Origin of the sequence: Bradyrhizobium sp. CCBAU 45384 (genome assembly GCF_028128665.1) — a bacterium.
Classification (GTDB): domain Bacteria; phylum Pseudomonadota; class Alphaproteobacteria; order Rhizobiales; family Xanthobacteraceae; genus Bradyrhizobium; species Bradyrhizobium manausense.
In genome coordinates this window covers 298,237-321,957 of the sequence record NZ_LBIZ01000119.1, presented here as the reverse complement: position 1 = coordinate 321,957, position 23,721 = coordinate 298,237, and the positions used below count along the sequence as shown (strand labels likewise).

Genomic DNA, 23,721 nt, shown 5'->3' with positions numbered 1-23,721 from the left:
GACGGTCCTGAGAGCTTAGACGAGATATCGATATGCGCCGCACGCCAAGTTTGATTGCAGTCGCCGTCCTGATCGCCTTCACGGGCCTCCTGGGCGGCTGCTCCAGCGGCGGATTCGATCCGAGCGACCTGATGGACTTCCTCGATACGAAGAAGAAGCTGCCGGGCGAGCGCAAGCCTGTTTTCCCCGAGGGCGTGCCTGGCCTCGAGCAGGGCGTGCCGAAGGAGATGTACAAGGGAGCGCAGCAGCAGGACCCGAATGCGCCGGCCGTCGCGGCGCTGCCGGCTGAGCCGGCGCCCGCCGAGCCATCGAAATCGGCGAAGTCCGCCAAGGGCAAGAAGACCAGGCAGTCCGCCCCCAGCGCTGCTGCGCCGGCCGGCGAGGTCGACGGCGAGGTCCAGCCCGATGCTGCGCCGGCGCCCGCTGCTCCGGCGCCCAAGCACAAGATCGTTCGCAAGCGCACCACCGCGCCGCCGCCGGACCAGCAATCCGCCCAGCAGCCGGCGCCACCGGCGCAGCAGACCACCCAGCAACAGCAGACGCAGGGAGCGTTCCCGGCTCCGCTGCCCAGCGGCGCTTTCTCGCGCTGATATTTGTTTCCCTGAATTGACAGGCGCAGCCTCCGCGGCGCACGAATGATCGATGTCCTTTACAATCGCCATCATCGGCCGGCCCAATGTCGGCAAATCGACGCTGTTCAACCGCCTGGTCGGACAGAAGCTCGCGCTCGTCGATGATCTGCCCGGCGTCACCCGCGACCGCCGCGAGGGTGAGGCCAGGCTCGGCGATCTCGAATTCACCATCATCGACACCGCCGGTCTCGACGAGGGCGCCAAGGGCTCGCTGACGGCGCGCATGCAGGAGCAGACCGAGACCGCAATCGCGCAGGCCGATGCGCTGTTCTTCGTGATCGATGCCCGCATCGGTCTCACGCCCACCGACCGCGCCTTCGCCGATTTCGCCCGCAAGGCCAACAAGCCGGTGCTGCTGGTCGCCAACAAGAGCGAAGGCAGGCATGGCGATGCCGGTGCGATGGAAGCCTTCGCGCTTGGCCTCGGCGATCCCATCCAGATTTCCGCCGAGCATGGCGAAGGCATGGGCGAGCTCTACGACGCGCTCGCCAAGCTGATGCCGGAGCCTGCCAGCGAGGATGAGGCCGAGGACGACGAGCCGATCTCGGAGGAAGAGGCTGCGACGCGCCCGATCCGGGTGGCCATTGTCGGCCGTCCCAATGCCGGCAAGTCGACGCTGATCAATCATCTGCTCGGCGAGGAGCGTCTGTTGACGAGCCCGGAGGCCGGCACCACCCGCGATTCCATCGCAGTCGAGATCAACTGGAAGGGCCGCGAGTTCAGGGTGTTCGACACCGCAGGCCTTCGCCGGCGCTCGCGCATCGAGGAGAAGCTGGAGAAGCTCTCGGTCGCAGATGCGCTGCGTGCGGTGCGCTTTGCCGAAGTCGTCGTGATGATGATGGATTCGCAGAATCGCTTCGAGGAGCAGGATCTGCGCATCGCCGACCTGATCGAGCGCGAGGGCCGCGCGGTCGTGCTTGCTGTCAACAAATGGGACCTGATGGAGACCAAGGGCGGCGGCGCCATCTCCGGTCTGCGCCGCGATGCCGATCATTGGCTGCCGCAGCTCAAGGGCGTGCCGATCGTGGCCGTCTCCGGCCTGATGGGCGAGGGCATTGATCGCCTGATGCAGGCGATCCAGGATGCCTATGCGCTCTGGAACAAACGCGTGCCGACCTCCGCGCTTAATCGCTGGTTCGAGCAGGCGATCCAGGCCAATCCGCCGCCCGCCGTGTCGGGCCGCCGGCTGAAGCTGAACTACATCACCCAGACCAAGGCGCGTCCGCCGAGCTTCGTCCTGTTCTGCTCGCGCGCGGATGCGGTGCCGCAATCTTATCTGCGCTATCTCATCAACTCGATGCGCGAGGCCTTCGACCTGCCGGGCACGCCGGTGCGCATCACCCTGCGCGAAAAGGCCAATCCGTTCGCCCACAAGCGCAAGCGGCCGTCGTGAGTGGCTCGGCAGTTTCCGAAATGAAGTGCCGTAGGGTGGGTTAGCCGCGCGGATGGCGCGAAGCGCAAACCGCGCGGCGTAACCCACCTCTTTCATTTCCGCGGAGACAGAAGAGGTGGGTTACGCCAGCGGACTGCGCGTTGCGCAGCCGCCTGCTAACCCACCCTACGAACTTATTTCTTCACCAGCGGGCAGTCGCTGGCTTCGAGCGGCTTGGCCGCATCCTCAGGCGCAATGGTGGCGATCAGCTTGTAATAATCCCACGGTCCTTTCGATTCCTCCGGCTTCTTCACCTCGAACAGATAGGCCGGGATCAGGCGACGGCCGTCGGCGCGCAGCGGGCCCTTGCCGAACAGCGGATCGTCCGTGGGCAGCTCCTTCATCTTGGCGACGACCTTGGCGCCGTCATGCGGATTGCCGCCGAGTGCCTCCATCGCCTTCAGGTAATGCAGGATCTCGGCATAGAGACCTGCGACCGTCATCGAGGGCATCGAGCCCTTCGGCGAAACCTTCTGGAAGCGCTTGGACCATTCGCGGGTCTGGTCGTTGAGATCCCAGTAGAAGGATTCGGTGAAGGTCAGGCCCTGGGCGGTCTTCAGGCCGAGCGAATGCACGTCGTTGATGAACAGCAGCAGCGCCGCGAGCTTCTGGCCGCCGGAGACGATGCCGAACTCGGCGGCCTGCTTGATCGCATTGGTGGTATCGCCGCCCGCATTGGCAAGGCCGATGATCTTTGCCTTCGACGACTGGGCCTGGAGCAGGAAGGAGGAGAAGTCCGCCGTGTTCAGCGGGTGCTTGACGCCACCCAGCACCTTGCCGCCAGTGGCCGTCACGACGGAGCCGGTGTCGCGCTCCAGCGCATGGCCGAACGCGTAGTCCGCGGTCAGGAAGAACCAGCTGTCACCGCCCGCCTTGGTCAGCGCCTTGCCGGTGCCGTTGGCGAGCATGTAGGTGTCATAGGTGAAGGAGATGGTGTTGGGCGTGCAGGCCTTGCCGGTGAGGTCTGCTGTCGCCGCACCCGAATTGAGCAGCACCGAGTTCCTTTCCTTGACGAGGTTGTTCACCGCGAGCGCAACGCCCGAGCTCGGCGTGTCGGCGATGGCGTCGACCTTCTCGGCGTCGATCCATTGCCGCGCGATGTTGACGCCGATATCGGGCTTGTTCTGGTGGTCGCCGGAGAGGACCTCGATGGTCCAGCCCTTGGCCTTCAGGCCGGAATCCTCGACTGCCATTTTCACGGCTGCGACCGAGTTCGGGCCGCCGATGTCGGCGTAGAGGCTCGACATGTCGTTGAGCACGCCGATCTTAATGGTCTTGTCCTGGGCGGACGCCGACGTCGCAAAGCCGAGGCCGGCACAGGTCAACAGCGCGGCGTAGCGCCACGCGCGCAAATTCCTCATTGTATTCCCTCCAAATGGTATGCCGGGACAGCCCTCTTTGATGGGGCTTTTGACCGTCGGCGCGATCGGTAATGATCGTGTTGTTCCCGATAGCGTGTCTCGGTGCTTGCGGCAATGCGCTAATCGTAGCGGTCAGGGCGGTCGGTTAACTCGGGCACCCTGGCACTGACCTAAATTTCATCAACCCGTCGCGCGGCCGCGGGTGGACCGACCATGCGTCGGTCAGGCCGGCGCGCGGAAGCTCATCAGGCTGCGCGTCTTGTAGTCATAGAACTTGCCGGTCTCGGTCCAATCAGGCGCGCACATCGGAACGATGAATTCGGCGACCTGCTCGGGCGTGTCGAGCGTTGCGGGATCCTCGCCCGGCATCAGGGTGGCGCGCATGCGGGTGCGGATCGGGCCGGGGTTGAACAGATTGACCCGGATTGCGGTGTTCGCGGTCTCCTGCGCCCAGGCGCGCGCCAGCGTCTCCAGCGCGGCCTTGGAGGCGGCGTAGGGGCTGACATAGGCGGTCGCCTTGTTGGCGGCGCCCGAGGTGATGAACACGGCGCGCCCCGCATTGGACTGCTTCAGCAGCGGCTCCATGCAGCGGATCAGCTGGAAGTTCGCGGAGACGTTGACGGCCATGACGTCGTTGAACGTCTTCAGCTCGATATGCCCGATCGGCGAGGAGGGGCCGAGCACGCCGGCATTGCCGACGAGGATATCGAGCTTGCCATAGCGCTCGTGCAGTCCCGCGCCGAGCCGCGCGATGCCGTCGGAATCGGTCAGGTTGAGCGGCACCAGCGTGGCGCTGCCGCCGATTTTGCGGATCTCGTCATCGAGCTCCTCGAGCCCGCCTTGCGTGCGCGCAGTGGCCACGATATGCGCGCCGGCCTTGGCCAGCGCGAGCGCCGTGGCAAAACCGATGCCGCGCGAGGCGCCGGTGACGAGAGCGATGCGGTTGGCGAGGGGTTTGGTCATGGCGGCGGTATTGCAGAGGTGGGCGGTCGGCACAAGCCCGCGGCGCTGTCATTCCGGGGCGATGCGAAGCATCGAACCCGGAATCCAGAGGTTGCCAAACAATGTCGAGATCCCGGGTTCGATCCTGCGGATCGCCCCGGGATGACGGCTACGCCGTCAGCTCGCCTCCGCCAGCAGCGACAGCTGCCGCGGTTGCGGCTCGGTCTGGGTCTGGTCGGTGAGGTGGGTCGGATAGACGCCGGTGAAGCAGTGATCCGCAAACTTTGGATTGGCGGGGTCGCGGCCGGGCTCGCCCATGGCGCGGTACATGCCGTCGATCGACAGGAAGGCGAGCGAGTCCGCGCCGATCAGCTCGCGCATCTCCTCCAGCGAATGCGTCGCGGCCAGGAGGCCGCCGCGGTCGGGCAGGTCGATGCCGTAATAATCAGGGTAGAGGATCGGAGGCGAGGCGAGGCGGAAGTGCACTTCCTTGGCGCCGGCATCGCGCATCATGCGCACGATCTTCTTCGACGTGGTGCCGCGCACCAGGGAGTCGTCGATCAGGATGATGCGCTTGCCTTCGATCGCGGCGCGGTTGGCCGAGTGCTTCATGCGCACGCCGGATTCGCGGATCGCCTGCGTCGGCTGGATGAAGGTGCGGCCGACATAGTGGTTGCGGATGATGCCGAGCTCGAACGGTACGCCGGAATGCTGGCTGTAGCCGACCGCCGCGGGCACGCCGGAATCCGGCACCGGGACCACGACGTCGACAGGCACATGGCTCTCGCGCGCGAGCTGGGCGCCAAAGGCCTTGCGCACCTCGTAGACCGAGCGGCCGTGGACGACGGAGTCAGGACGCGAGAAGTAGATGTATTCGAAGATGCAGGGACGCGGCGCCATCGGCGGGAACGGCTTGTGGATGTCCTGCCCGTTCTCGTCGAACACGATGACTTCGCCGGGCTCGATGTCGCGCACGAAGCGCGCGCCGATGATGTCGAGCGCGCAGGTCTCGGACGTCAGGATCGGGCAGCCGTCGAGCTCACCCAGCACCAGCGGGCGGATGCCACGCGGATCGCGCGCGCCGACCAGCTTCTTGTTGGTGAGCGAGACCAGCGCATAGGCGCCTTCGATCTCGCGCAGCGCATCGATATAGCGCTCGATGAAGCGGGCGCGCCTGGAGCGCGCCACCAGATGCAGGATCACCTCGGTGTCGGAGGTCGACTGCATCATGGCGCCGCTTCTGACGAGTTCGCGGCGCAGCGTCAGGCCGTTGGAGAGATTGCCGTTGTGAGCGACCGCGAGCCCGCCCGCATTGAGTTCGGCGAACAGCGGCTGCACGTTGCGCAGGATGGTGGCGCCGGTGGTGGCATAGCGGACGTGGCCGACCGCCACGGTGCCGGGGAGGCGGTCGATCACCTCGCGGCGGGAGAAGGTGTCGCCGACGAGACCGAGGCGCCGTTCACTGTGGAAACGGCTGCCGTCGTAGGAGACGATGCCGGCCGCTTCCTGGCCGCGGTGCTGGAGGGCGTGAAGTCCGAGCGCCGTGATGGCGGCGGCTTCAGGATGTCCGTAGATGCCGAAGACGCCGCATTCCTCGCGAACCGTGTCTCCGTCCAGGTCGTCCTGAAGCTCTAGCGCGGCGGAGCCGGGATCGCGTTCAGTGTGGGCGTCCTGGTCAGGGTGTCGCATCTCGTCCGCGCCTCTCTGTTAAGGGCAATCAACGCGCCGCAGGTTTCTCGATCAGCTTTTTCAGGCTGTCACGAGCCGGTTTGCTGTAGCCGTCGCCACTGCCCGAAGGCTGCTGCTCGGTATCAGCTTGATCATCATCTGGTTTGTTTTTCTTGAATCTCTTCAAGATGGTGTTCTCGGGGTCGTCAGGCAAGAGGGCCATCAGCCAATCCCCGGTTCCCTGGAGCACCACTCGGGATTTGGCCCCTGAGACCCAGTCCGGGCGCTGCTTGTCCGGCACCAGCCAGGTGAAGAACAGGAAGGCGACCACGACGATCAAGAGCCCGCGAGCCAGGCCAAACAGGAAGCCGAGGGTGCGGTCCAGCGCGCCGATGCGCGAATCCAGGATCATGTCGGAGATCCGGACCGTGATGACGGAGACCACGACCAGGGTACCGACGAACACGCCGGCGACCACCACCACGCTCGCGACGGTGTCGTTGTTGAAATAGGTCTTGGCCGTCGGCAGCAGCTTGGAAAACGAGTACAGCGTCACGATTGCCGCCGTGCCCCAGGCCGCGATCGAGAGGATTTCGCGCATGAAGCCGCGAACCATGGCGAGCAGGCCCGAGATCAGCATCACGCCGAGCAGGATCAGGTCGAGGAGTGTAACTGGCATCGGCTGGTCTGGTCCGCTCGTACGCTCAAAGGGTGCTCAGCGAATCGGTGTTTGGCCGCCGCCCCTAACTGAAGGCCAGACGACGTTCCCGGCAAGGCCGCAACCACGCAATCCCATGCTGCTTTTGTGACGGCTGTATAGCGGTGGGGGCGCTTGGCGTCACCTCCACCTAACCCTCTCCACGGCGGAATCTTGCCGGTGTGGCATTTTTCTCCGCAGGCGGGGCCGAGTCGCCGCGGCGGGAGCCGCTGGCGGCGATCTCCGCAACCAGGGTCGTGAGGCTGTTGACCGCGTTCAGGGTCAATCCGGCGTCACCGCTCGCTTCGCCCCCGCGGGCCGATTCGGGCAGCACCGCGCGCTTGAAGCCGAGCTTGGCCGCTTCCTTGAGCCTGGCAGGGGTCTGCGCCACCGGGCGGATCACGCCGGAGAGCGAAATCTCGCCGAAATAAACGGCATCGCTGGGTAACTGCGCATTAACCAGCGACGACACCAGCGCCGCGGCCGCGGCCATATCGGCTGCCGGCTCGTGGATGCGCAGGCCACCCGCGACGTTCAGATAGACGTCGTGGCCGGACAGCTTGACCCCGCAATGAGCCTCCAGCACCGCCAGCACCATCGAGAGCCGGCTCTGGTCCCAGCCGACCACGGCACGGCGCGGGGTGCCGAGCGAGGTCGGCGCCACCAGCGCCTGCAATTCGACCAGGACGGGCCGCGTGCCCTCGATGCCCGCAAAGACTGCGGTGCCGGGCGTGCCGAGATCGCGCTCGGACAGGAACAACTCGGAGGGGTTGGTGACCTCGCGCAGGCCAAGGCCCGTCATCTCGAACACGCCGATCTCGTCGGTCGGACCGAAGCGGTTCTTGACGGCGCGCAGGATGCGGAATTGCTGCGAACCTTCGCCCTCGAACGACATCACGGCATCGACCATGTGCTCGACCACGCGAGGGCCGGCGATCTGGCCGTCCTTGGTGACGTGGCCGACCAGGATGATGGCAGCGCCCGTTTTCTTGGCGAAACGAATGAGCGCCTGCGCCGACGCGCGCACCTGCGTGACCGTGCCGGGGGCGGATTCCACCGTGTCGGTCCACATGGTCTGGATCGAGTCGATCACGATCAGCCGCGGCACCGTGCCCTCGGACAATGTCGAGACGATATCTTCCACCGAGGTCTCGGCCGCAAGCTGCACCGGCGCATCCGACAGCCCGAGCCGCTCGGCGCGCAAGCGCACCTGGGCGATGGCTTCTTCGCCGGAGATGTAGACGATGCGGTGGCCGGCGCGCGCCATCATGCTGGTCGCCTGCGTCAGCAGCGTCGACTTGCCGATACCGGGATCGCCCCCGACCAGCAGCACCGAGCCGCGGACGAAGCCGCCGCCGGTGACGCGGTCGAGCTCGGTCAGCCCAGAGGACATGCGCGGCGCATCCGGGCTTTTGCCGGCCAGGCTCTCCAGCGCAAAGGTCCGGCCCTTGCGCTTGGAGCGGATCGAGACCGGCACGCTGCCGCTGGTATCTTCCTCGGCCAGCGTATTCCACTCGCCGCAGGACTCGCACTTGCCCTGCCAGCGGTTATAGGCCGCGCCGCAGTTCTGGCAGACGAAGGAAAGCGTGTTCTTGGCCATGGGTATGGTGAGTCGGAGGTTACCAATGCGCTGATAGCACGGAACGGTGGGTAGCGCGGGCGTCCGTGAGCGATTCCAATAGAGCATGATCCGGAAAAGTGTGAAGCGGTTTTCCCTCGCGACATCAGCGGAAACGCGTTTGCGCGGAGATCATGCTCAAACAAAGAGCTAAAGCGCGATGACGATTCAACCCAATCCCATCGCGCTTGAGCCCAATTCCGCGCAGCCGATACACCCTTTGTTAGCACTACGCCGCCGCGTCACGCCGGACTTTGCCAAATGTTAGCGGACGCGGGTCCAGCGTCGGAACCAAGACGGGGTGGCGGAACGAATGACGATAGTCTTGCGTATGTGGCTCGCTATGAGCATCGCCTGCGGTGTTCTTGCGCCCGGCGGCTACGCTGTTGCGGCCGATGCCACACCGCTCAACATCGTCTTCGTAAGCCCCGGCAAGATCGGCGAGATCTATTGGGACATGGTCGCGCAGACCATGCAGGCCGCCGGCCGCAAGCTTAACGTCAAGGTCGAGGTGCTGACCAGCGAGCGCAATTACCGCACCATGCAGGAGCTCGGCCTCGGCGTGGTCGCGCGCGCCGATAAGCCCGACTTCCTCATTCTCTCGAACGAAGAGTCTGCCGCCGTTCCGATCCTGGAGGCCGCCGAAGCCGCGGGCATCAAGACGCTGTTGCTGTCGAACTCGTTGATCGGCGAGGATGCGAAACGTCTTGGACCGCCGCGCCAGATTCTCAAGAATTGGCTCGGCGATATCACGACCGATCTGACGACCGCGGGCGCGCGGATGGCCAACGCACTGATCGGCGCGGCCCGCAACGAAAAATGGCAGAGCCCCGACGGCAAGATCCATCTGCTCGCGATCGGCGGCGACGAGATCACGCCGGCGTCGATCGCCCGCAATGCTGGCCTGCAACTCGCGGTCGCGGCCGCGCCTGACGTGGTGCTGGATCGGATGCTGTTCGCCAACTGGACGCAGTCGGAGGCGGAGCAGGCCGCTGCGAATTATCTCGGCTGGGCGCAGCGCAAGGGCATTCGTCCAGCAGGGATCTGGGCCGGCAACGACCCGATGGCGCTGGGCGCGCTCAAGGCGGTCGCGGCCGCCGGCATTACGCCGGGCGAACAAATTCAGGTGGTCGGCCTCAACTGGTCGGAGGACGCGCTGCGCGCAATCAAGGCTGGCCGCCTGCTGCTGACCGATGGCGGCCACTTCCTGCTTGGCGGCTGGTCGATCGTGCTGCTGCGCGACTTTGCCGACGGTTGCGACTTCGCGGCCAATTCGCCGCATGTCGAGGTCAAGACGTCGGCGATCACGCGCGACAATCTCACCTCCGTCGCGACGCTGATCGCCACGCGCGCCTTCGACCAGATCGACTTTGCGCAGTTCAGGGCCAAGGCAGGACGTTGCGGCCAATACGATTTCTCCGTGGAGGCTCTGATCTCCTCGATATCGCCGCCAGCGGCGCCGGTGAATGATGCGGGGCGCTGACCGGATGAACGGTTCGAACAAGCCCGCACCATCGCGCTCGGTCGTTCGCGCGATGATCTGGGCGACCGTGCCCGTGCTGCTGCTGGTGCAGCTGCTCGCTTCGGCCGGCGTCGAGGTCTCGAGCTTCTGGGTGCAGATCAGGCAACTCGATGCCCGCATTGCCCGCGTCGCCGAGAGCCGCGCCGAGCTGATCGCCGAGCCGCTGTGGAAGATGCGCTACGACCAGGTCACGGGCGTGCTCAACGAGATCATGCACGACGAGACCATCGCCGCTGCCGCGGTCTACGATGACACCGGTGTCGTGGTCGCCCGCGTGGTGGCGCGGCCCGTGGTACAGGCGCTCACGGAAGTCTCGCGGCCGATCAACTACAGCAACGGCAACATGGCCGTTCAGGCCGGTCGCATCGCGATCGCCTATTCCTACGCGAGCCTCTATATGGGCGCCGGCAGCAGGCTGGGGCTGCTTCTCGTCGTCGGACTGCTCGGAACGGTTGCGACCGTGATCGCGATGCGGATCTCCGCCAACATCTTCATCGGCAAGCCTCTGGCTGCGATGATGTCGGCGATCCAGCGCAGCAAGCAGGACGGCCGCGCTTATCCGGCCGACGTCAAATCATCCAACGAATTCGGCCAGCTCGCGATTGCCTTCAACGCGATGCAGCACACGACATCCGGCGCGCTCGACCGGCTCGGCCATATGGCCGATCACGATCCGCTCACGGGGCTGCCCAACCGTCGCTCGCTATCCGAGCGTCTGGCGACCTTGAGCAGGGATGCCGGCTCGCCGGATGCGCTGATCGCTTTCAGCTTCATCGATCTCGACGACTTCAAGGGCATCAACGACACCTTTGGTCACGATGCCGGCGACAAGTTCCTGATCCACATCTCCGAGCGGCTTCGTGGCACGGTCGAGCTGGAGGATTGGGTGGCGCGGCTCGGCGGCGACGAGTTCGTGGTCATTCGCCCTGAAGTCAGCAACGAGGCGGCCGCACAGGCTTTCGCGCGGCAATTGCTGGAGGCGATCTCCGCGCCGATCATGCTGCATGACAAGCAGGTCGTGCCGCGCGCCAGCATCGGCTTGGCCGTGCGCCATGCCGGCGATCCCGAATTGTCGCACTTGCCAGCGCTCGCCGACATCGCTCTCTACCACGCCAAGAGCAAGGCGCCCGGCACTGTCGCGGTGCTGGATGAAGCGCTTCAACACGATTATCGCCGCCGCAGGGAGCTGGAGCTTGCCATTCCCTCCGGCTTCTCCGAGGGACAGTTCGAGGTCTGGTATCAGAGCCAGGTCGACCTCGAGACCCAGGACGTCATCGGCCTGGAGGCGCTCATTCGCTGGCGTCACCGGGAGCACGGCGTGATCAACCCCGGTGAATTCCTGCCGCTGATCGAGCGTAGCGGCAACAATGCCCGTCTGACGCGCTACGTGCTGACCGACGCCTGCCGCGCGCTGCAACGCCTTGCGGCTGCCGGCACGCCGCAGATACGGATCGCGATCAATTTGCCGCCGTCCGAGCTTGCCGACCATTCGCTCGCCGCCTGCTTGCGAGAGACTTGCGAGCGGTTCGGTGTTGCGCCCTCGTTGCTCGAGCTCGAGATCACCGAGGGGTCGCTGATCAACAACATTGCCAGCGCATCCGACACGTTGCGCCGGCTGCGGCGCCTCGGCGCCACCATCGCACTCGACGATTTCGGCACGGGCTACAGCTCGCTTGCGCATCTCAGGCGCTTTCCACTCGACAAGGTCAAGATCGACAAGGCGTTCATCCACGAAATCCCTGCAAGCGCCGAGGACAAGGCCATCGTCGGCGTCATCGCCTCGCTCGCGGGCACGCTGGGGCTCACCTTGGTTGCGGAAGGCATCGAGCGGGCCGAGCAGGTGCAGGCCATGCGCGAGATGGGCGTGAGGCTCGGCCAGGGCTTTCTGTTCCACAAGCCGCAGCCGCTCGATGCGGTGCTGCGCCAGCTAGCAGAACGCGGCGTCGAAGGTCGCGTGCTGGCGGACAGCCCGTCGATCGCGCCCGAGTTCGCGGTTTGAGCGCTGGAGCATGATCCGGAAAAGTGTGAAGCGGCTTTCCCTCGCGACATCAGCGGAACGCGTTTGCGCGGAGATTATGCTCTCACAAAGAGCTAAAGCGCGATGACAATCTCATCGCGCTTTACGGCCGCGTCGCATTCCAGAGCATCGAAAGCCCGGCTGCGATCATGATCGCATCCATCACCAGGCGAAACATTTCCGGCTTGAGGTGCAGCACGAAGCGCTTGGCGACGAAGGCGCCTGCCATCAGCGAGGAACCTGCGATCAGGCCCTTGATGAAGACCTCCTGCGTCAACGCGCCGAAGCGCTCGAACGTGACCGATTTGGCGAAATAGAGCCCGAGCGAGGAGGCGGCTTCGGTCGCGAGAAATGCGCCTTTGGAGAGACCGTAGAACAGGAACAGGGGCACGCTGAGCGGACCGGTCGAGACCACGATGCCTGTGAGATAGCCGATGATCGCGCCGCCGACGCAGAGGTGCCAGAGATTGGCCTTGAGGTCGTGCCGTGCCAGCCAGTGCCGCACCGGAACCATCGCGATCAGGAAGATGCCGATGGCGAGGTCGACGGCGTGCGAGGGCAGGGCGAGCAGCGTCCGCGCGCCCAGCATCGCGGCCGGAATGCCCGTGACCGAATAGGCCACGCAGGCCCGCCAATCGACCTCGCGCCACCACGCCAGAATCCGCGAAAAGTTCGCCATGACGGAAGCAACCGCCATGATCGGCACGGCTTCCTTCGGCCCATAGGCGTAGACCAGCACCGGCATCAGCATGATCGACGAACCCGTGCCGACGATGCCGGAAATGGTGCCTGCGATCAGGCCGACGCTGAGGACGAAGAGGAAGGCCAAGGGCGGAGCTCCGGGACATTGACGGATTCCCGATCGCGGCGCACGGGGAGTTCGTCCATGGTGACATTCTGCCAGTGTTTTGCCCGACAAGTCAAATCTAATTTCGGAATAACAGTAAGACATTGATCCGGCAGGCCCGGCTACTGTGCATGGGGTTGTTTTCATGATCTTGTTGGGTGGCGCGCTGCTGACAGCATGTTGGCAGCAGGGGCGGGCTATGACCACCTCCTGACAAAACGGGAGCGGATCATGCCGGTCGAGGCAAGCTGTCATTGCGGTGAGACGGTGTTCGAGGTGACGGAGGCGCCTGGGAGCGTGACGCGCTGCACCTGCTCGCTCTGCGCCAAGCGCGGTGCGCTGTGGGCCTATTACACACCGGCGCAGTTTCGCCTGCTGTCGCCTCCCGACAACGTTGCGACCTATCTATGGGGGAGCCGCACCGTCAAGCATCATTACTGCGCGAATTGCGGCTGCGGCACCTATTCGGAATCGCCGGACTGGTCGACCGGCAAGCCGGATTTCGACAATCCCAAGGTCGCGGTGAACGCACGCCTGTTCGACGATTTCGACCTGGAGGCGGTGCCGGTCAATATGATCGACGGCAAGAATCTGTGGTGAGCAGGCGGCGCCTCACGCATATCTGCCTGCATGCGCATCCCCTTGAGGCCGGCTGGGAAAGCTGATTTGATTCCGGCCGATAGTAAAGGGAGGAGTCGATCATGCGCCTTTTTGCGCAAGTGATGGTCGCAATGTGTCTGGCCGTTGCGGCCGGCTTCAATGCGCAAGCGCAGACCAAGCCGAAGGTCACGACGCTCGGGCCGAACTTTCCCAAGGCCACGCTGTTCGTCGGCAACAGCTTTTTCTATTACAACAACGGTATGCCGGGGCGCCTCTCCCTCATGGAGCGGGCCATCGATACCGACAAGATGGCCTATCGCAACACCATGGTCACGATCGGCGGCTCCGGCCTCGATTGGCACGACATGGACAATCTGCTGCGGCCGGGCGGCCTCGGCGCCTATTCCTTCGACGACGACAACAATGTCGTCTTCAACAAGCCTGGCAAGCAGTACGACACGGTCGTGATGATGGATTGCAGCCAGTGCCCGATCCATCCGCAGCTGAAGGACGCCTTCACCACCTTCGCCAAGAAGGACAGCGAGATCGTCCGCGCCCATGGCATGCGGCCGGTGCTGTTCATGTCCTGGGCCTATCTCGACAAGCCTGAGATGACGGACGGGCTGGCCGAGGCCTATACCACCGCCGGCAATGCCAATGATGCGCTGGTCATTCCTGCGGGCCTCGCTTTCGCGCGCGTGCGCAAGCTGCAGCCGGAGCTCAACCTCTATGCGCCGGACCGGCGGCATCCGAGCCCGGCCGGCACCTATCTCGCCGCCTGCGTCACGCTCGCCGCGCTGACGGGACGTTCGCCGGTTGGGAATTCCTACACGATGGGGATCGATCCGGAGACTGTGCAGCTGCTGCAGACGGCGGCGTGGGACACGGTGCAGGAGTATTACGGGCGGTGACCGGACTGGGCGATCAATCGTAGGGTGGGCAAAGGCGCGCTTGCGCCGTGCCCACGGCCTATCTCCGTAAGCGAATTTTGGTGGGCACGCTTCGCTTTGCCCACCCTACGGGATCCTCGCTATTTCAGCACCATCCACGCCGGCGCGTGATCGCTCGCACCTTCTTCGCCGCGCACCGTCTTGTCGACGCCGGCCCTGGCCAGGCGGGGGACGAGGGCAGGGCTCAGCAGCAGATGATCGAGCCGTAGGCCCGCATCGCGCGGCCAGCGGTTCCGCTTGTAGTCCCAGAAGGTGTAGATGCGCTCCTCCCCATGCAGCGCGCGGATCGCATCGCACCAGCCCTGTTCGACCAGCGAGGCGAAGGCCGCGCGGCTCTCCGGCTGGACCAGCGCATCCTTGTCCCATGAGTGCGTCGGATAGATGTCGATCTCGGTGGGCGCGACATTGTAGTCGCCGGCGAGCACCACGGGCAGATCCTGCTTGAGGAAGGTCTTGGCGTGGCGCCTCAGCCGCGCGAACCAGTCGAGCTTGTAGTCGAATTTCGGGCCCGGCTGCGGATTGCCGTTCGGCAGGTAGATGCTGGTGACGATGATGCCGCGCACGGCAGCCTCGATGTAGCGCGCCTCGTGATCATCAGGCCGTCCCGGCAGGCGGTCGCGCGTCAGCACGGGCTCGGCGTTGCGGGCGAGGATGGCGACGCCGTTCCAGGTCTTTTGTCCACGCCAAACTGCGCCGTAGCCGGCTTTTTCGATCGCTTCCGCCGGAAATTCGCCATCACTTGCCTTCAATTCCTGAAGCGCGACGACATCGGGCTTTGCCGCGCGCATCCATGCGAGCAGATTGGGCAGGCGGCGATTGATGTTGTTGATGTTGAATGTCGCAATCTTCATGTAGAGCTACCGGCTCCTGAATTCCGTCACCGGAGATACAATGTCCAAGTTGAGCTTTGCCGCCATCGCATTCGTCGTCGCACTCTCCGGGGCCAGTTCAGCACAATCGGCTGATACGCGCGGCGCATGCAAGGCGGACTACGACAAATTCTGCGCCGGCATCGCGCCCGGCGGCGGCATCGTGGCCTGCCTCAATGGCAAGCGCGATCAGCTCAGCACGACTTGCAAGGCCGCACTGGACAGCAGGAAGAAGAAGTAAGCGGCTGACGCCTCAGCTCGGCAGTGGCGGCGGGCTTGCCGGCTGCGCGAGCGGCGGCGGGGAGGGCGGCTGCTCGGCCGCCTTCGCGGGCTCCGGCTTCACCAGCGGCTCGACCACATTGCCGCCCTTGTAAACGCGGGCGTAGCGACGGCCGAGGCTGGTCAGCACCTCATAGCCGATCGTGCCGAAATGATGGGCGAGCTCGTCGACGGTGATGCCTTCGCCGAGCAGCGTCACCATATGGCCGCGGCGCGCTGCGTTCGGCGGCAGATCGGTGATGTCGATCGCGATCAGGTCCATCGAGATGCGCCCCGCGACCGGGCAGCGCTTGCCGGCGACGATCACCTCCGCGCCGCGCGTGCCGTCATTGGAGCTGGCGGCGCGGAAATAGCCGTCGGCATAGCCGACCGCGATGATCGCGAGTTTCGTCGGCCGCCGTGCCGACCAGGTGCCGCCATAGCCCACGGTCTCGCCGCGCTCGATCGAGCGGGTCTGCACGATGCGCGCCTTGAGGTCGACGACCGGCTGCATCGGATTGTCGGCCTCCGGTGTCGGATTGACGCCGTAGAGCGCGGCGCCCGGCCGCACCAAGTCGAACTGGAACGGCGCGCCGAGGAAGATGCCGGAGGAATTGGCGAGCGCCGCCGGCACGCCGGAGAATTCGCTGGCGATGGCGCGGAAGGCCGCGAGCTGTTTTGCGTTGATCGTATTGTTGAGCTGCTCGGCCGACACCAGATGGCTCATCACCAGCGTGATGCCGTGATCGCCGGCATTGATGCGGGGGATGATGGCCTGCGCCTCCGACAGCGTCAGCCCGAGCCGGTTCATGCCGGTATCGATATGGATGGCGGCGCCGCCGGACCAGCCGGTGCGGCGGCAGAACACGTCCCATTCGGCGAGCTCGTTGAGGTCGCCGATGACGGGACGGCAGTTGATCTTGGCGTAGTGCTCGCCGGTGTTCTGGAAATAGCCGCCGAGCACGTAGATGGTGGCGTCGGGCACCGCTGCGCGCGCCGTGCGGGCCTCCTCGATGGTGGCGACGAAGAAGGTCTTGCAGCCGGCCTTGTTGAGCGCCTGCGCCACCTGCGCGGTGCCGCAGCCATAGGCGTCGGCCTTGATCGCCGCGGAGCACTCGGCCGGTACCGCCGTCTTCTCGAGCTTGCGCCAGTTGGCGATGATGGCGTCGAGGTCGATGGTGAGCACGCCGCCATAGGTAGCGAGCGCGGCAGCCTGATTGGCCTCCGCGGAGAGAAGGCCGGATTGCGGGATCATGTTCGGGTCGGACACCATTGTCATGGCGTCGTTTTACGCGAAGAGGCCGGGCCGGTTCAAGGAACTCAGTAGTCGTCGCCGCCGCGAGCCGGCACCTGACTGTCCGGTGCAAGGTCGCCGAACCTCGTGACCGAAGCTTCGAACGCCAAATCGACGGTGCCGGTCGGGCCGTGGCGCTGCTTGCCGATGATGACCTCGGCTTTTCCGTGCGCAAGGCTCATGTCGAGCTGCCACTTCTCGTGTTCCGGCGTGCCGGGGCGGGGCTCTTTCATCGCGAGGTAATATTCCTCGCGGTACACGAACAGGACGACGTCGGCGTCCTGTTCGATTGATCCGGATTCACGCAAGTCCGAGAGCTGCGGCCGTTTGTCGTCGCGGGATTCGACCTGGCGTGAGAGCTGGGACAGCGCGATGACGGGAACATTGAGTTCCTTGGCGAGTGCCTTCAGGCTGGTCGTGATCTCCGTGATTTCCTGCACGCGGCTGTCGCTGGCGCGCTTGCTCGAGCCTGACAGCAGCTGGATGTAGTCGATCACGAGCAGGTCGAGGCCCTTCTGCCGCTTCAGCCGGCGCGCGCGCGCCATCAGCTGCGCGATCGACAGGCCACCGGTCGCGTCGACATAGAACGGCAGCGATTGCAGCTCGATCGAGACCTCCCGGATCTTCTCGAAATCGGCTTCCGAGATGCCGCCGCGGCGGATGTGGGAGGAGGGAACGCCGGTGCGCTCGGCCACGATACGCGTGGCGAGCTGGTCGGCCGACATTTCGCAGGAGAAGAATCCGATGACGCCGCCATTGGCGGCCTTGGTGGTGCCGTCGGCCTGGAGCTCCGGAACGTAGGCCTTGGCGACGTTGTAGGCGATGTTGGTCGCCAGCGAGGTCTTGCCCATGCCGGGACGGCCCGCGACGATGATGAGGTCGGACTGTTGCAGGCCGCCCATCTTGGTGTCGAGGTCGCGCATGCCCGTCGAGATGCCGGACAGCTTTCCGTCGCGCTGGAACGCCTTGGCCGCGAGGTCGACCGCGACCGCGAGCGCCTGCGAGAATTTCTGGAAGCCGCCGTCGTAGCGGCCGGACTCGGCAAGCTCGTAGAGCTTTCGCTCGGCGTCCTCGATCTGGGCTCGCGGCTGGAAATCGACCGGGGCGTCATAGGCGACATTGACCATGTCCTCGCCGATGCCGATCAGGTCGCGGCGCAAGGAAAGGTCGTAGACCGTGCGCCCATAATCCTGGGCGTTGATGATCGTGGTCGCTTCGGCCGCAAGCCGCGCCAGATATTGGCCGATGGTCATGCCGCCGACGTCGGTGTCCGCGGGCAGGAACGTCTTCAGCGTGACGGGCGTGGCGATCTTACCCATCCGAATCAGGCTGCCGGCGGTCTCGAAAATGGTCTGGTGCAACGGCTCGAAGAAATGCTTCGCCTCCAGGAAGTCGGAGACCCGGTAGAAGGCGTCGTTGTTGACCAGGATCGCGCCCAGAAGGCTCTGTTCCGCCTCGATATTGTGCGGCGCGCTCCGATAGGCGGGCGTTCCGGGCTCGGGCGCAAGTTTGAGGACGTTCGAATCAGTCAGGGCCATGGTCGAGCGATAGCAAGTTTCTGCGGCGGATGCGGGGCCGGGATAAAGCGCCGCTCCAGGCCAAAGCGGAAGCTAAAACTTCGTCACTATCAACCGATCTTAAAAGCGGTGGATGATTGGCGGCCTCTTCATTCGCCGCGCTTGACGGATTTCCACGGAACTCAAGGCCGGACCGGAAGCGGCCGCGACCACGCCACGGAAAAATCCGGATAGGGTGAACCTAATGAATTGAGGTGCAGACCTATTTGAAAGCGCGTGAAGCGGTGCGCGGGCGTTTTCCGGTGCGGGATCAGACCAGCAGGAGATACACCAGCGCCACCAGGGCCGCGCCGACGCCGGTGGCGATCAGGGCGTAGTCGGTGCGGAGATCGTGCTGGACGTCGAATGAGGTTTGGGTCTGCTTTCTCATGGCGATGGTCTAGGCCAGCTCCGACCTCGGGAATGTGAAGCAGATCACATCTCTCCGGATTCTTTCGGGGGTAGGAAGGGAACAAGCAGGTGGGCCGGGGATTATCCCGAACCCCTCACGGGAAACGAGGCAAGCGATGCCGCCAGAACGGCAGCACCAGGATTGGCGAAGCGAGACAGGGAGCCGGCTGTGGCTGTCCGGTCTGATCGCCGCCATGCAGCACGCAGAGCGGCCGGAGATCCGGCGCCAGCCGGTCGCACCCGAGATCATCGTCGAGCTGAGGGCGCAATTGGCGTTGGCAGCCTCTTACCGCGCCTCCCAGATCTCGACCCTGCGTCACTAGAACCTATTCACCGGCGAGCCTCAACTTCGGCTTGGCGCCGCCCTCCAGGGCGCGCAGCCGGGCTTCCTCGTGGGCGATATAGTCGCGGGTCATCGGCACCACGCCCTGGCGCTTGGTCAGCTGGATCTGGAAGTTCATCATGCCCTGCTTGCGGAAGGTCATCTCGCTGGCTGCGAGATAAAATTCCCACATCAGCGCGAAGCGCTCGTCGTAAAGCTGCACGGCTTCCTCGCGCCGCGCCATGAAGCGCTCCCGCCAGGCCTTCAGCGTCTCGGCGTAGTGCAGCCGCAGGATCTCGATGTCGCAGACCAATAGCCCGGCGTTCTCGATCGCGGGCAGCACCTCCGAGAGTGAGGGGATGTAGCCGCCGGGGAAGATGTATTTGGCGATCCAGGGATTGGTCGAATCCGGTCCCTGCGAGCGGCCGATCGAATGCAGCAACATGACGCCGTCATCGCTGAGCAGCTCGGCGCAGCGCTGGAAATAAGTGTCGTAGAACCTCGCCCCGACATGCTCGAACATGCCGACCGACACGATGCGGTCGAATGGCCCCGGGACGTCGCGATAGTCCTGAAGCAGGAAGCGCGCCTGATGCGTCAGACCCTTCTCGGCGGCGCGCGTATTGGCAATCTGCAACTGCTCCGTCGACAGCGTCACGCCGGTCACGTCGGCGCCTGCGATCTCGGCCAGATAGAGGCCGAGCCCGCCCCAGCCCGATCCGATGTCGAGCACGCGCTGGCCGGGCTTGACCAGCAGCTTTGCGCTGACATGCCGCTTCTTGGCGAGCTGCGCGTCGTCGAGCGTGGCGTCCGGCGTCTCGAAATAGGCGCAGCTATATTGCTTGTCGGCGTCCAGGAAGAGCGAATAAAGCCGCGCGTCGAGATCGTAATGATGCGCGACATTGCGGCGCGAGCGCGCCCGCGCGTTGAACTGTCTGATATGTCGGGCGAGATAGCGCAGGTGCCACCAGGGTTTTGCCCAGTGAGGCAACAGTTCGGGTTGATCGAGCAGGATGGCGAGGACATCGGCGATGTTGCCGCGCTCGACGACGAATTCGCCGTTCATATAGGCCTCGCCAAGCCCGAGCTCGGGATTGATGAGGATCTTTCGCTCTGCGTCTGATGTCACGAAGCGCACGGCGATCGGCTCGCCCGTGCCGTCGCCGACCGTGAATTTCGATCCATTTGCCGTGGTCACCGTCAGCGACCCCCGGCGAATGAATTGCGACAGGAAGCTACGCAACAAGCGGTCCATCCACACCTTCCTCTCGAGCGGACAAGAGATGCGACTAACCCGGCCTTTCAATTCTGACGCTCAGGTCCCGCTCGGGTTCCTATGCGTTTGCATCTAAATCTGGGGAGGGCGTTTGGGTCCCGCCATTGCGTTGTGTTCACGGCAGATATTCCTAAGGCGCTTAACCCCATCCTTGCGCCGCAGCCTGCTTCCATTCGCAGCGCAATCGGCTAAAAGGTGACCGCCGCCGCGCCGGGGGGCCGGCCGTATCTGTCGGATTTCAATGGAGATGATGGGAATGTCGAGCCGAGCGCTCAGCCTCGCCACGGTGCTGTTTCTGATTGGCTTCGGCGCCTCCGATGCCGTTCTGGCGCAGGCGACGAACCTCGAGGCCGGCAAGGCCCCATCCCAGATCTTCGCGCAGACTTGCAATGCCTGCCACAAGAGCCCGCGGGGGCTGTTGAAGACGGTGGCGCCGGGCTCGCTGCCGGGCTTCCTGCGTCAACACTACACCACCAGCCCCGACATGGCCGGCGTGCTGGCCTCCTACCTCGTCTCCAACGGTGCTACCGACGCCCGCTATCAATCCAAGGACGGCGGCAAGGACAAGAAGGACGCCTCCAAGGAGAAGGACGCCAACACGCCCCCTGGACAGTCGCCTGAGCATCAGGGCCGACGGCAGCGCCAGGAAGCCGCCAAGCCGGAAGGCGAGGGCGCTTCTATCCCGGCGCCTGAGGGCCGCCAGAAGCGCGCGGCGCGGCCGAGCGAGGAAGGTGCCAAGGAAGGTGCGAAGCCCGAGGCCGCCGCCGAACAACCGCGCGAGGGCCGCAAGGGCAAGCGCATGAGCAAGCGCGCCAAGCCGGAGACGGAAGACGCCGCCGCGCCGAAGGTCGATTCCAAGACCGAACCCAAAACTGAACCGAAGACCGAGCCGAAGAGCGAGAGCGCCAAGGTCGATACCGAGTCCAAGCCCGACAGCGGCAAGCCCGCCGAGAAGCCGGCAGAGACGAGGCCTGAGAGCGCCAAGGTCGAGCCGAGCGCCAGCGAGACGCCGGCGTTGCGCCCCGATCCTGTGCCGCAGGTGACACCGGCTCCGCCAGCGGCCGCCAAGCCGGCCGAACCGGCCGCGCCCAAGCCCGCGGAAGCGGCCGCCTCCAAACCGGCCGAACCCGCCCCCAGCGCCGAGCCGGCGGCCAAGCCGGTCGAGCCGGCGCCGATGACGCCTGCCGCGGCTCCATCGCCAGCACCGGCCGACTCGTCCGGCCCGCCGACGCCGCCGATCTCGCGCTAAGCAGGACCGCAACGGCACTCATCTCGATTGCGATGCTCGGCGAGGACATCGCTGCAAAAACGATAAGCCCGGTTGCCTGAGGCAGCCGGGCTATTGATTTGTCATTCCGGGGCTCGCGAAGCGAGAACCCTCGAAATTCCCCGGTGCGCAATTGCGCACCTGAGGTTCGGTCCTGCGGACCGCCCCGGAATCACGAGCAGGCTTACTTCTCTTCCGCGGCCGGAGCCGGCGCGACGTCGTCGTGCTGGGCTTCCGGATCGAAGAACTCGCCGGCAGCGGCGATCGCCTCGGCGGCGGCGTCGCGGTCCTCGTTGCGGGTGGAGATGTCCTCGCCGCGGTTGATGCGCTCGGCCTCGTCCTGGCTGCGCGCGACGGTGACGGTGATCTCGACCTCGACCTCGGGGTGGACGGCGACGGTGATCGAGCGCTTGCCGATGGTCTTGATCGGCGCGTCGAGCTGGATCTGCGGGCGGGCCAGCGAGATGCCGTCGGCTTCGAAGGCGACGACGATGTCACGCACGTTGACCGAGCCGAACAGCTGGCCGGCTTCCGAGGCCTGGCGGATCACGATGATGTTCTTGCCCTCGATCTTCTCGGCGACCTTGGCCGCCTCGCCCTTCGAGGCAAGGTTGCGAGCCTCGAGCTCGGCCTTCATGCCGTCGTACTTGGCGCGGTTGTCGGCGGTGGCGCGCAGCGCCTTACCGCGCTTGAGCAGGAAGTTGCGGGCATAGCCGTCGCGAACCTTCACGACTTCGCCCATCTGGCCGAGCTTGCTCACGCGTTCCAGCAAAATGACTTCCATATTCGTTCTCCTTTGAAGTGCTCTGGTTTTCAGTTTCGGGTTGAACTCAAGATATCGGCAATGGCGGCGGCTGCCGGTTACGCAGAAAGCGCTCGCGGAAGCCGAACACGGCATCCGCAAGCCCAAGGATCACCATCGCGATGACAGGCCAGCCGAACACGACGACAACGGCATAGGTTGAACCGAGCCAGAAGGTGCGGCTCTTCAGTGCGAGCGTCAGCGTATGCAGCACGGCAAAGCCGGTCAGCGCGTAAGCCATCATCAATGCCGCCGTGGTGATCTGCGCGACGATCGCGAGCAGGCCGCCGGTGAAGCAGAAGGCAAGCGCGATGCAGAGCACCGCGAGCGTCATCGCCGGCAATTCGGCCGTCTTCAGATCGGGCCAGGGGCGGCGCAGCCGGCCCGATGTCGCCGTCACTTTGGCGCTGAGCCAAAGGTTGAGGGTGAGGGTCATCATCGAGACGATGGCGGCGGCAGCCGGCGCGATCCGGACCAGCGCATCGATGAACTGGTCGGCCTCACCAGTGGCCTGCGGATCGCTCGCGCGGAGGATGCGCATCAAGCCGCGGTGCAGCGTAGCGGTGATGGTGTCGGCGTCGGTGCCGAGCGTGAGCAGGGCCGCGAGCGTGGTCAGGACTGCGAAGCCCGCGATCCACAACATGATGCGGCCGACCGGATACCATTCGATTTCAGGTTCGGTGGGCGCAGCGACGTCCACGGCAGGTGTCACGCCCGCAACGTGCCGGCCGAGCAGGACAAGATGGCCGAGCCACCAGGCCGGCAGGGCGATGGTGACAGCAAAGGCAATGCAATAGGGCAGGCCGAAGATCGCGCCGAGGCCGACCGCCGCGGCGATACCGCCGAGACTCGCATAGAACGGCCCCCAGCCGATCGCGGCGACCATCAGCGGCAACGGTGCGAGATAGAACAGGACAAGCGAAATCAGCGCGCCCGACACGATCGAGGCGAACATCAGGGCCGACGCAGCGCCGGCGATCAGGGCTATCAGTCCAAATACCATCATCAGCTGTCCCGCTCCCTTCGAGCGGTTAGAGGCGCTTTGCCCCAACCATCGGCGACCGGACGACCCGGAAGCCTTATGAGTTCGAAAAAGTCACGGCCGACGGCGTGGACCGCCGCCGGCCGAATTCGTGTTAGCGAATGACGTAGGGCAACAGGCCCAGGAACCGCGCGCGCTTGATGGCGCGGGCGAGCTCACGCTGCTTCTTCGCGGACACTGCGGTGATGCGGCTCGGCACGATCTTGCCGCGCTCGGAGACGTAACGCATCAACAGCTTGGAGTCCTTGTAGTCGATCTTCGGCGCATTGGCTCCCGTGAACGGGCAGCTCTTGCGGCGACGGAAAAACGGGCGGCGTGCACCAGCTTCAGCCATTGTT

At 65.0% G+C, this 23,721-nt stretch carries 22 protein-coding genes; 9 read left to right on the top strand and 13 right to left on the bottom strand.

Annotation, left to right across the window (positions count from 1 at the left end; genetic code table 11):
* Nucleotides 1-32 precede the first annotated feature (32 nt).
* The gene (locus XH80_RS38075) at nucleotides 33-590 is read left to right on the top strand and encodes a hypothetical protein (protein WP_271603047.1); all 558 of its coding nucleotides are present in this window, start codon (nucleotides 33-35) and stop codon (nucleotides 588-590) included.
* Between the two features lie 52 nt (nucleotides 591-642).
* On the top strand, nucleotides 643-2,025 hold the full coding sequence (der, locus tag XH80_RS38070; RefSeq protein ID WP_271603046.1) for a ribosome biogenesis GTPase Der: 1,383 nt from the start codon (nucleotides 643-645) through the stop codon (nucleotides 2,023-2,025).
* A gap of 173 nt (nucleotides 2,026-2,198) precedes the next feature.
* Here the strand turns inward: der and XH80_RS38065 are convergent, their stop codons facing one another.
* From XH80_RS38065 to radA, 5 genes are all read right to left on the bottom strand, one after another.
* On the bottom strand, nucleotides 2,199-3,425 hold the full coding sequence (locus XH80_RS38065; RefSeq protein WP_057758017.1) for an ABC transporter substrate-binding protein: 1,227 nt from the start codon (nucleotides 3,423-3,425) through the stop codon (nucleotides 2,199-2,201).
* A 222-nt stretch (nucleotides 3,426-3,647) separates the two neighbouring features.
* Nucleotides 3,648-4,388: an SDR family NAD(P)-dependent oxidoreductase gene (locus XH80_RS38060; protein WP_271603045.1), complete on the bottom strand. Its 741-nt coding sequence runs from the start codon at nucleotides 4,386-4,388 to the stop codon at nucleotides 3,648-3,650.
* A 156-nt stretch (nucleotides 4,389-4,544) separates the two neighbouring features.
* The gene (purF, locus tag XH80_RS38055) at nucleotides 4,545-6,056 is read right to left on the bottom strand and encodes an amidophosphoribosyltransferase (RefSeq protein WP_057758015.1); all 1,512 of its coding nucleotides are present in this window, start codon (nucleotides 6,054-6,056) and stop codon (nucleotides 4,545-4,547) included.
* A gap of 28 nt (nucleotides 6,057-6,084) precedes the next feature.
* Nucleotides 6,085-6,714 carry a CvpA family protein gene (locus tag XH80_RS38050; protein ID WP_057758013.1) on the bottom strand — a complete coding sequence of 210 codons (630 nt, stop codon included), beginning with the start codon at nucleotides 6,712-6,714 and terminating at the stop codon, nucleotides 6,085-6,087.
* 169 nt (nucleotides 6,715-6,883) lie between these two features.
* The gene (radA, locus tag XH80_RS38045) at nucleotides 6,884-8,332 is read right to left on the bottom strand and encodes a DNA repair protein RadA (RefSeq protein WP_271603044.1); all 1,449 of its coding nucleotides are present in this window, start codon (nucleotides 8,330-8,332) and stop codon (nucleotides 6,884-6,886) included.
* Nucleotides 8,333-8,663: 331 nt separating this feature from the next.
* On the opposite strand from radA, the gene XH80_RS38040 reads away from it, so the two are divergent.
* A complete protein-coding gene (locus XH80_RS38040) occupies nucleotides 8,664-9,833 on the top strand; it encodes an ABC transporter substrate-binding protein (protein WP_271603043.1) in 1,170 nt (389 codons plus the stop codon).
* Between the two features lie 4 nt (nucleotides 9,834-9,837).
* Entirely contained in the window at nucleotides 9,838-11,871 is a 2,034-nt protein-coding gene (locus XH80_RS38035; RefSeq protein WP_271603042.1) for a putative bifunctional diguanylate cyclase/phosphodiesterase, read from the top strand.
* Between the two features lie 121 nt (nucleotides 11,872-11,992).
* Here the strand turns inward: XH80_RS38035 and XH80_RS38030 are convergent, their stop codons facing one another.
* Nucleotides 11,993-12,718 carry a sulfite exporter TauE/SafE family protein gene (locus tag XH80_RS38030; RefSeq protein ID WP_271603041.1) on the bottom strand — a complete coding sequence of 242 codons (726 nt, stop codon included), beginning with the start codon at nucleotides 12,716-12,718 and terminating at the stop codon, nucleotides 11,993-11,995.
* Nucleotides 12,719-12,967: 249 nt separating this feature from the next.
* On the opposite strand from XH80_RS38030, the gene XH80_RS38025 reads away from it, so the two are divergent.
* Both XH80_RS38025 and XH80_RS38020 read left to right on the top strand, forming a co-directional pair.
* Nucleotides 12,968-13,336: a GFA family protein gene (locus XH80_RS38025; RefSeq protein ID WP_271603040.1), complete on the top strand. Its 369-nt coding sequence runs from the start codon at nucleotides 12,968-12,970 to the stop codon at nucleotides 13,334-13,336.
* A gap of 98 nt (nucleotides 13,337-13,434) precedes the next feature.
* Nucleotides 13,435-14,247, top strand: a complete 813-nt coding sequence (locus tag XH80_RS38020) for a DUF4886 domain-containing protein (protein ID WP_271603324.1) — start codon at nucleotides 13,435-13,437, stop codon at nucleotides 14,245-14,247.
* Nucleotides 14,248-14,366: 119 nt separating this feature from the next.
* Here the strand turns inward: XH80_RS38020 and XH80_RS38015 are convergent, their stop codons facing one another.
* On the bottom strand, nucleotides 14,367-15,137 hold the full coding sequence (locus XH80_RS38015; RefSeq protein ID WP_271603039.1) for an exodeoxyribonuclease III: 771 nt from the start codon (nucleotides 15,135-15,137) through the stop codon (nucleotides 14,367-14,369).
* 40 nt (nucleotides 15,138-15,177) lie between these two features.
* On the opposite strand from XH80_RS38015, the gene XH80_RS38010 reads away from it, so the two are divergent.
* The gene (locus XH80_RS38010) at nucleotides 15,178-15,396 is read left to right on the top strand and encodes a cysteine rich repeat-containing protein (protein WP_271603038.1); all 219 of its coding nucleotides are present in this window, start codon (nucleotides 15,178-15,180) and stop codon (nucleotides 15,394-15,396) included.
* Nucleotides 15,397-15,408: 12 nt separating this feature from the next.
* On the opposite strand, the gene alr is transcribed toward XH80_RS38010, so the two are convergent.
* Nucleotides 15,409-16,686, bottom strand: coding sequence for an alanine racemase (alr, locus tag XH80_RS38005; protein ID WP_271603323.1), 1,278 nt, complete (start codon nucleotides 16,684-16,686; stop codon nucleotides 15,409-15,411).
* A 47-nt stretch (nucleotides 16,687-16,733) separates the two neighbouring features.
* Nucleotides 16,734-18,245: a replicative DNA helicase gene (locus XH80_RS38000; RefSeq protein WP_057757996.1), complete on the bottom strand. Its 1,512-nt coding sequence runs from the start codon at nucleotides 18,243-18,245 to the stop codon at nucleotides 16,734-16,736.
* A 545-nt stretch (nucleotides 18,246-18,790) separates the two neighbouring features.
* On the opposite strand from XH80_RS38000, the gene XH80_RS37995 reads away from it, so the two are divergent.
* A complete protein-coding gene (locus tag XH80_RS37995; protein ID WP_271603037.1) occupies nucleotides 18,791-18,997 on the top strand; it encodes a transcriptional regulator in 207 nt (68 codons plus the stop codon).
* 3 nt (nucleotides 18,998-19,000) lie between these two features.
* Here the strand turns inward: XH80_RS37995 and XH80_RS37990 are convergent, their stop codons facing one another.
* On the bottom strand, nucleotides 19,001-20,251 hold the full coding sequence (locus XH80_RS37990) for an SAM-dependent methyltransferase (RefSeq protein ID WP_271603036.1): 1,251 nt from the start codon (nucleotides 20,249-20,251) through the stop codon (nucleotides 19,001-19,003).
* A 277-nt stretch (nucleotides 20,252-20,528) separates the two neighbouring features.
* Here XH80_RS37990 and XH80_RS37985 point away from each other — a divergent pair, with 277 nt between their 5' ends.
* The gene (locus XH80_RS37985; protein WP_271603035.1) at nucleotides 20,529-21,521 is read left to right on the top strand and encodes a hypothetical protein; all 993 of its coding nucleotides are present in this window, start codon (nucleotides 20,529-20,531) and stop codon (nucleotides 21,519-21,521) included.
* 202 nt (nucleotides 21,522-21,723) lie between these two features.
* Here the strand turns inward: XH80_RS37985 and rplI are convergent, their stop codons facing one another.
* The 3 genes from rplI to rpsR all read right to left on the bottom strand — a co-directional run bounded on the left by rplI (nucleotide 21,724) and on the right by rpsR (nucleotide 23,717).
* Nucleotides 21,724-22,323 carry a 50S ribosomal protein L9 gene (gene rplI / locus XH80_RS37980; protein ID WP_057757990.1) on the bottom strand — a complete coding sequence of 200 codons (600 nt, stop codon included), beginning with the start codon at nucleotides 22,321-22,323 and terminating at the stop codon, nucleotides 21,724-21,726.
* 46 nt (nucleotides 22,324-22,369) lie between these two features.
* Entirely contained in the window at nucleotides 22,370-23,347 is a 978-nt protein-coding gene (locus XH80_RS37975; RefSeq protein ID WP_271603034.1) for a DUF2232 domain-containing protein, read from the bottom strand.
* A 130-nt stretch (nucleotides 23,348-23,477) separates the two neighbouring features.
* Nucleotides 23,478-23,717 (bottom strand): 30S ribosomal protein S18, encoded by a 240-nt coding sequence (gene rpsR, locus XH80_RS37970; protein ID WP_007592020.1) that lies wholly within the window; start codon nucleotides 23,715-23,717, stop codon nucleotides 23,478-23,480.
* Nucleotides 23,718-23,721 lie beyond the last annotated feature (4 nt).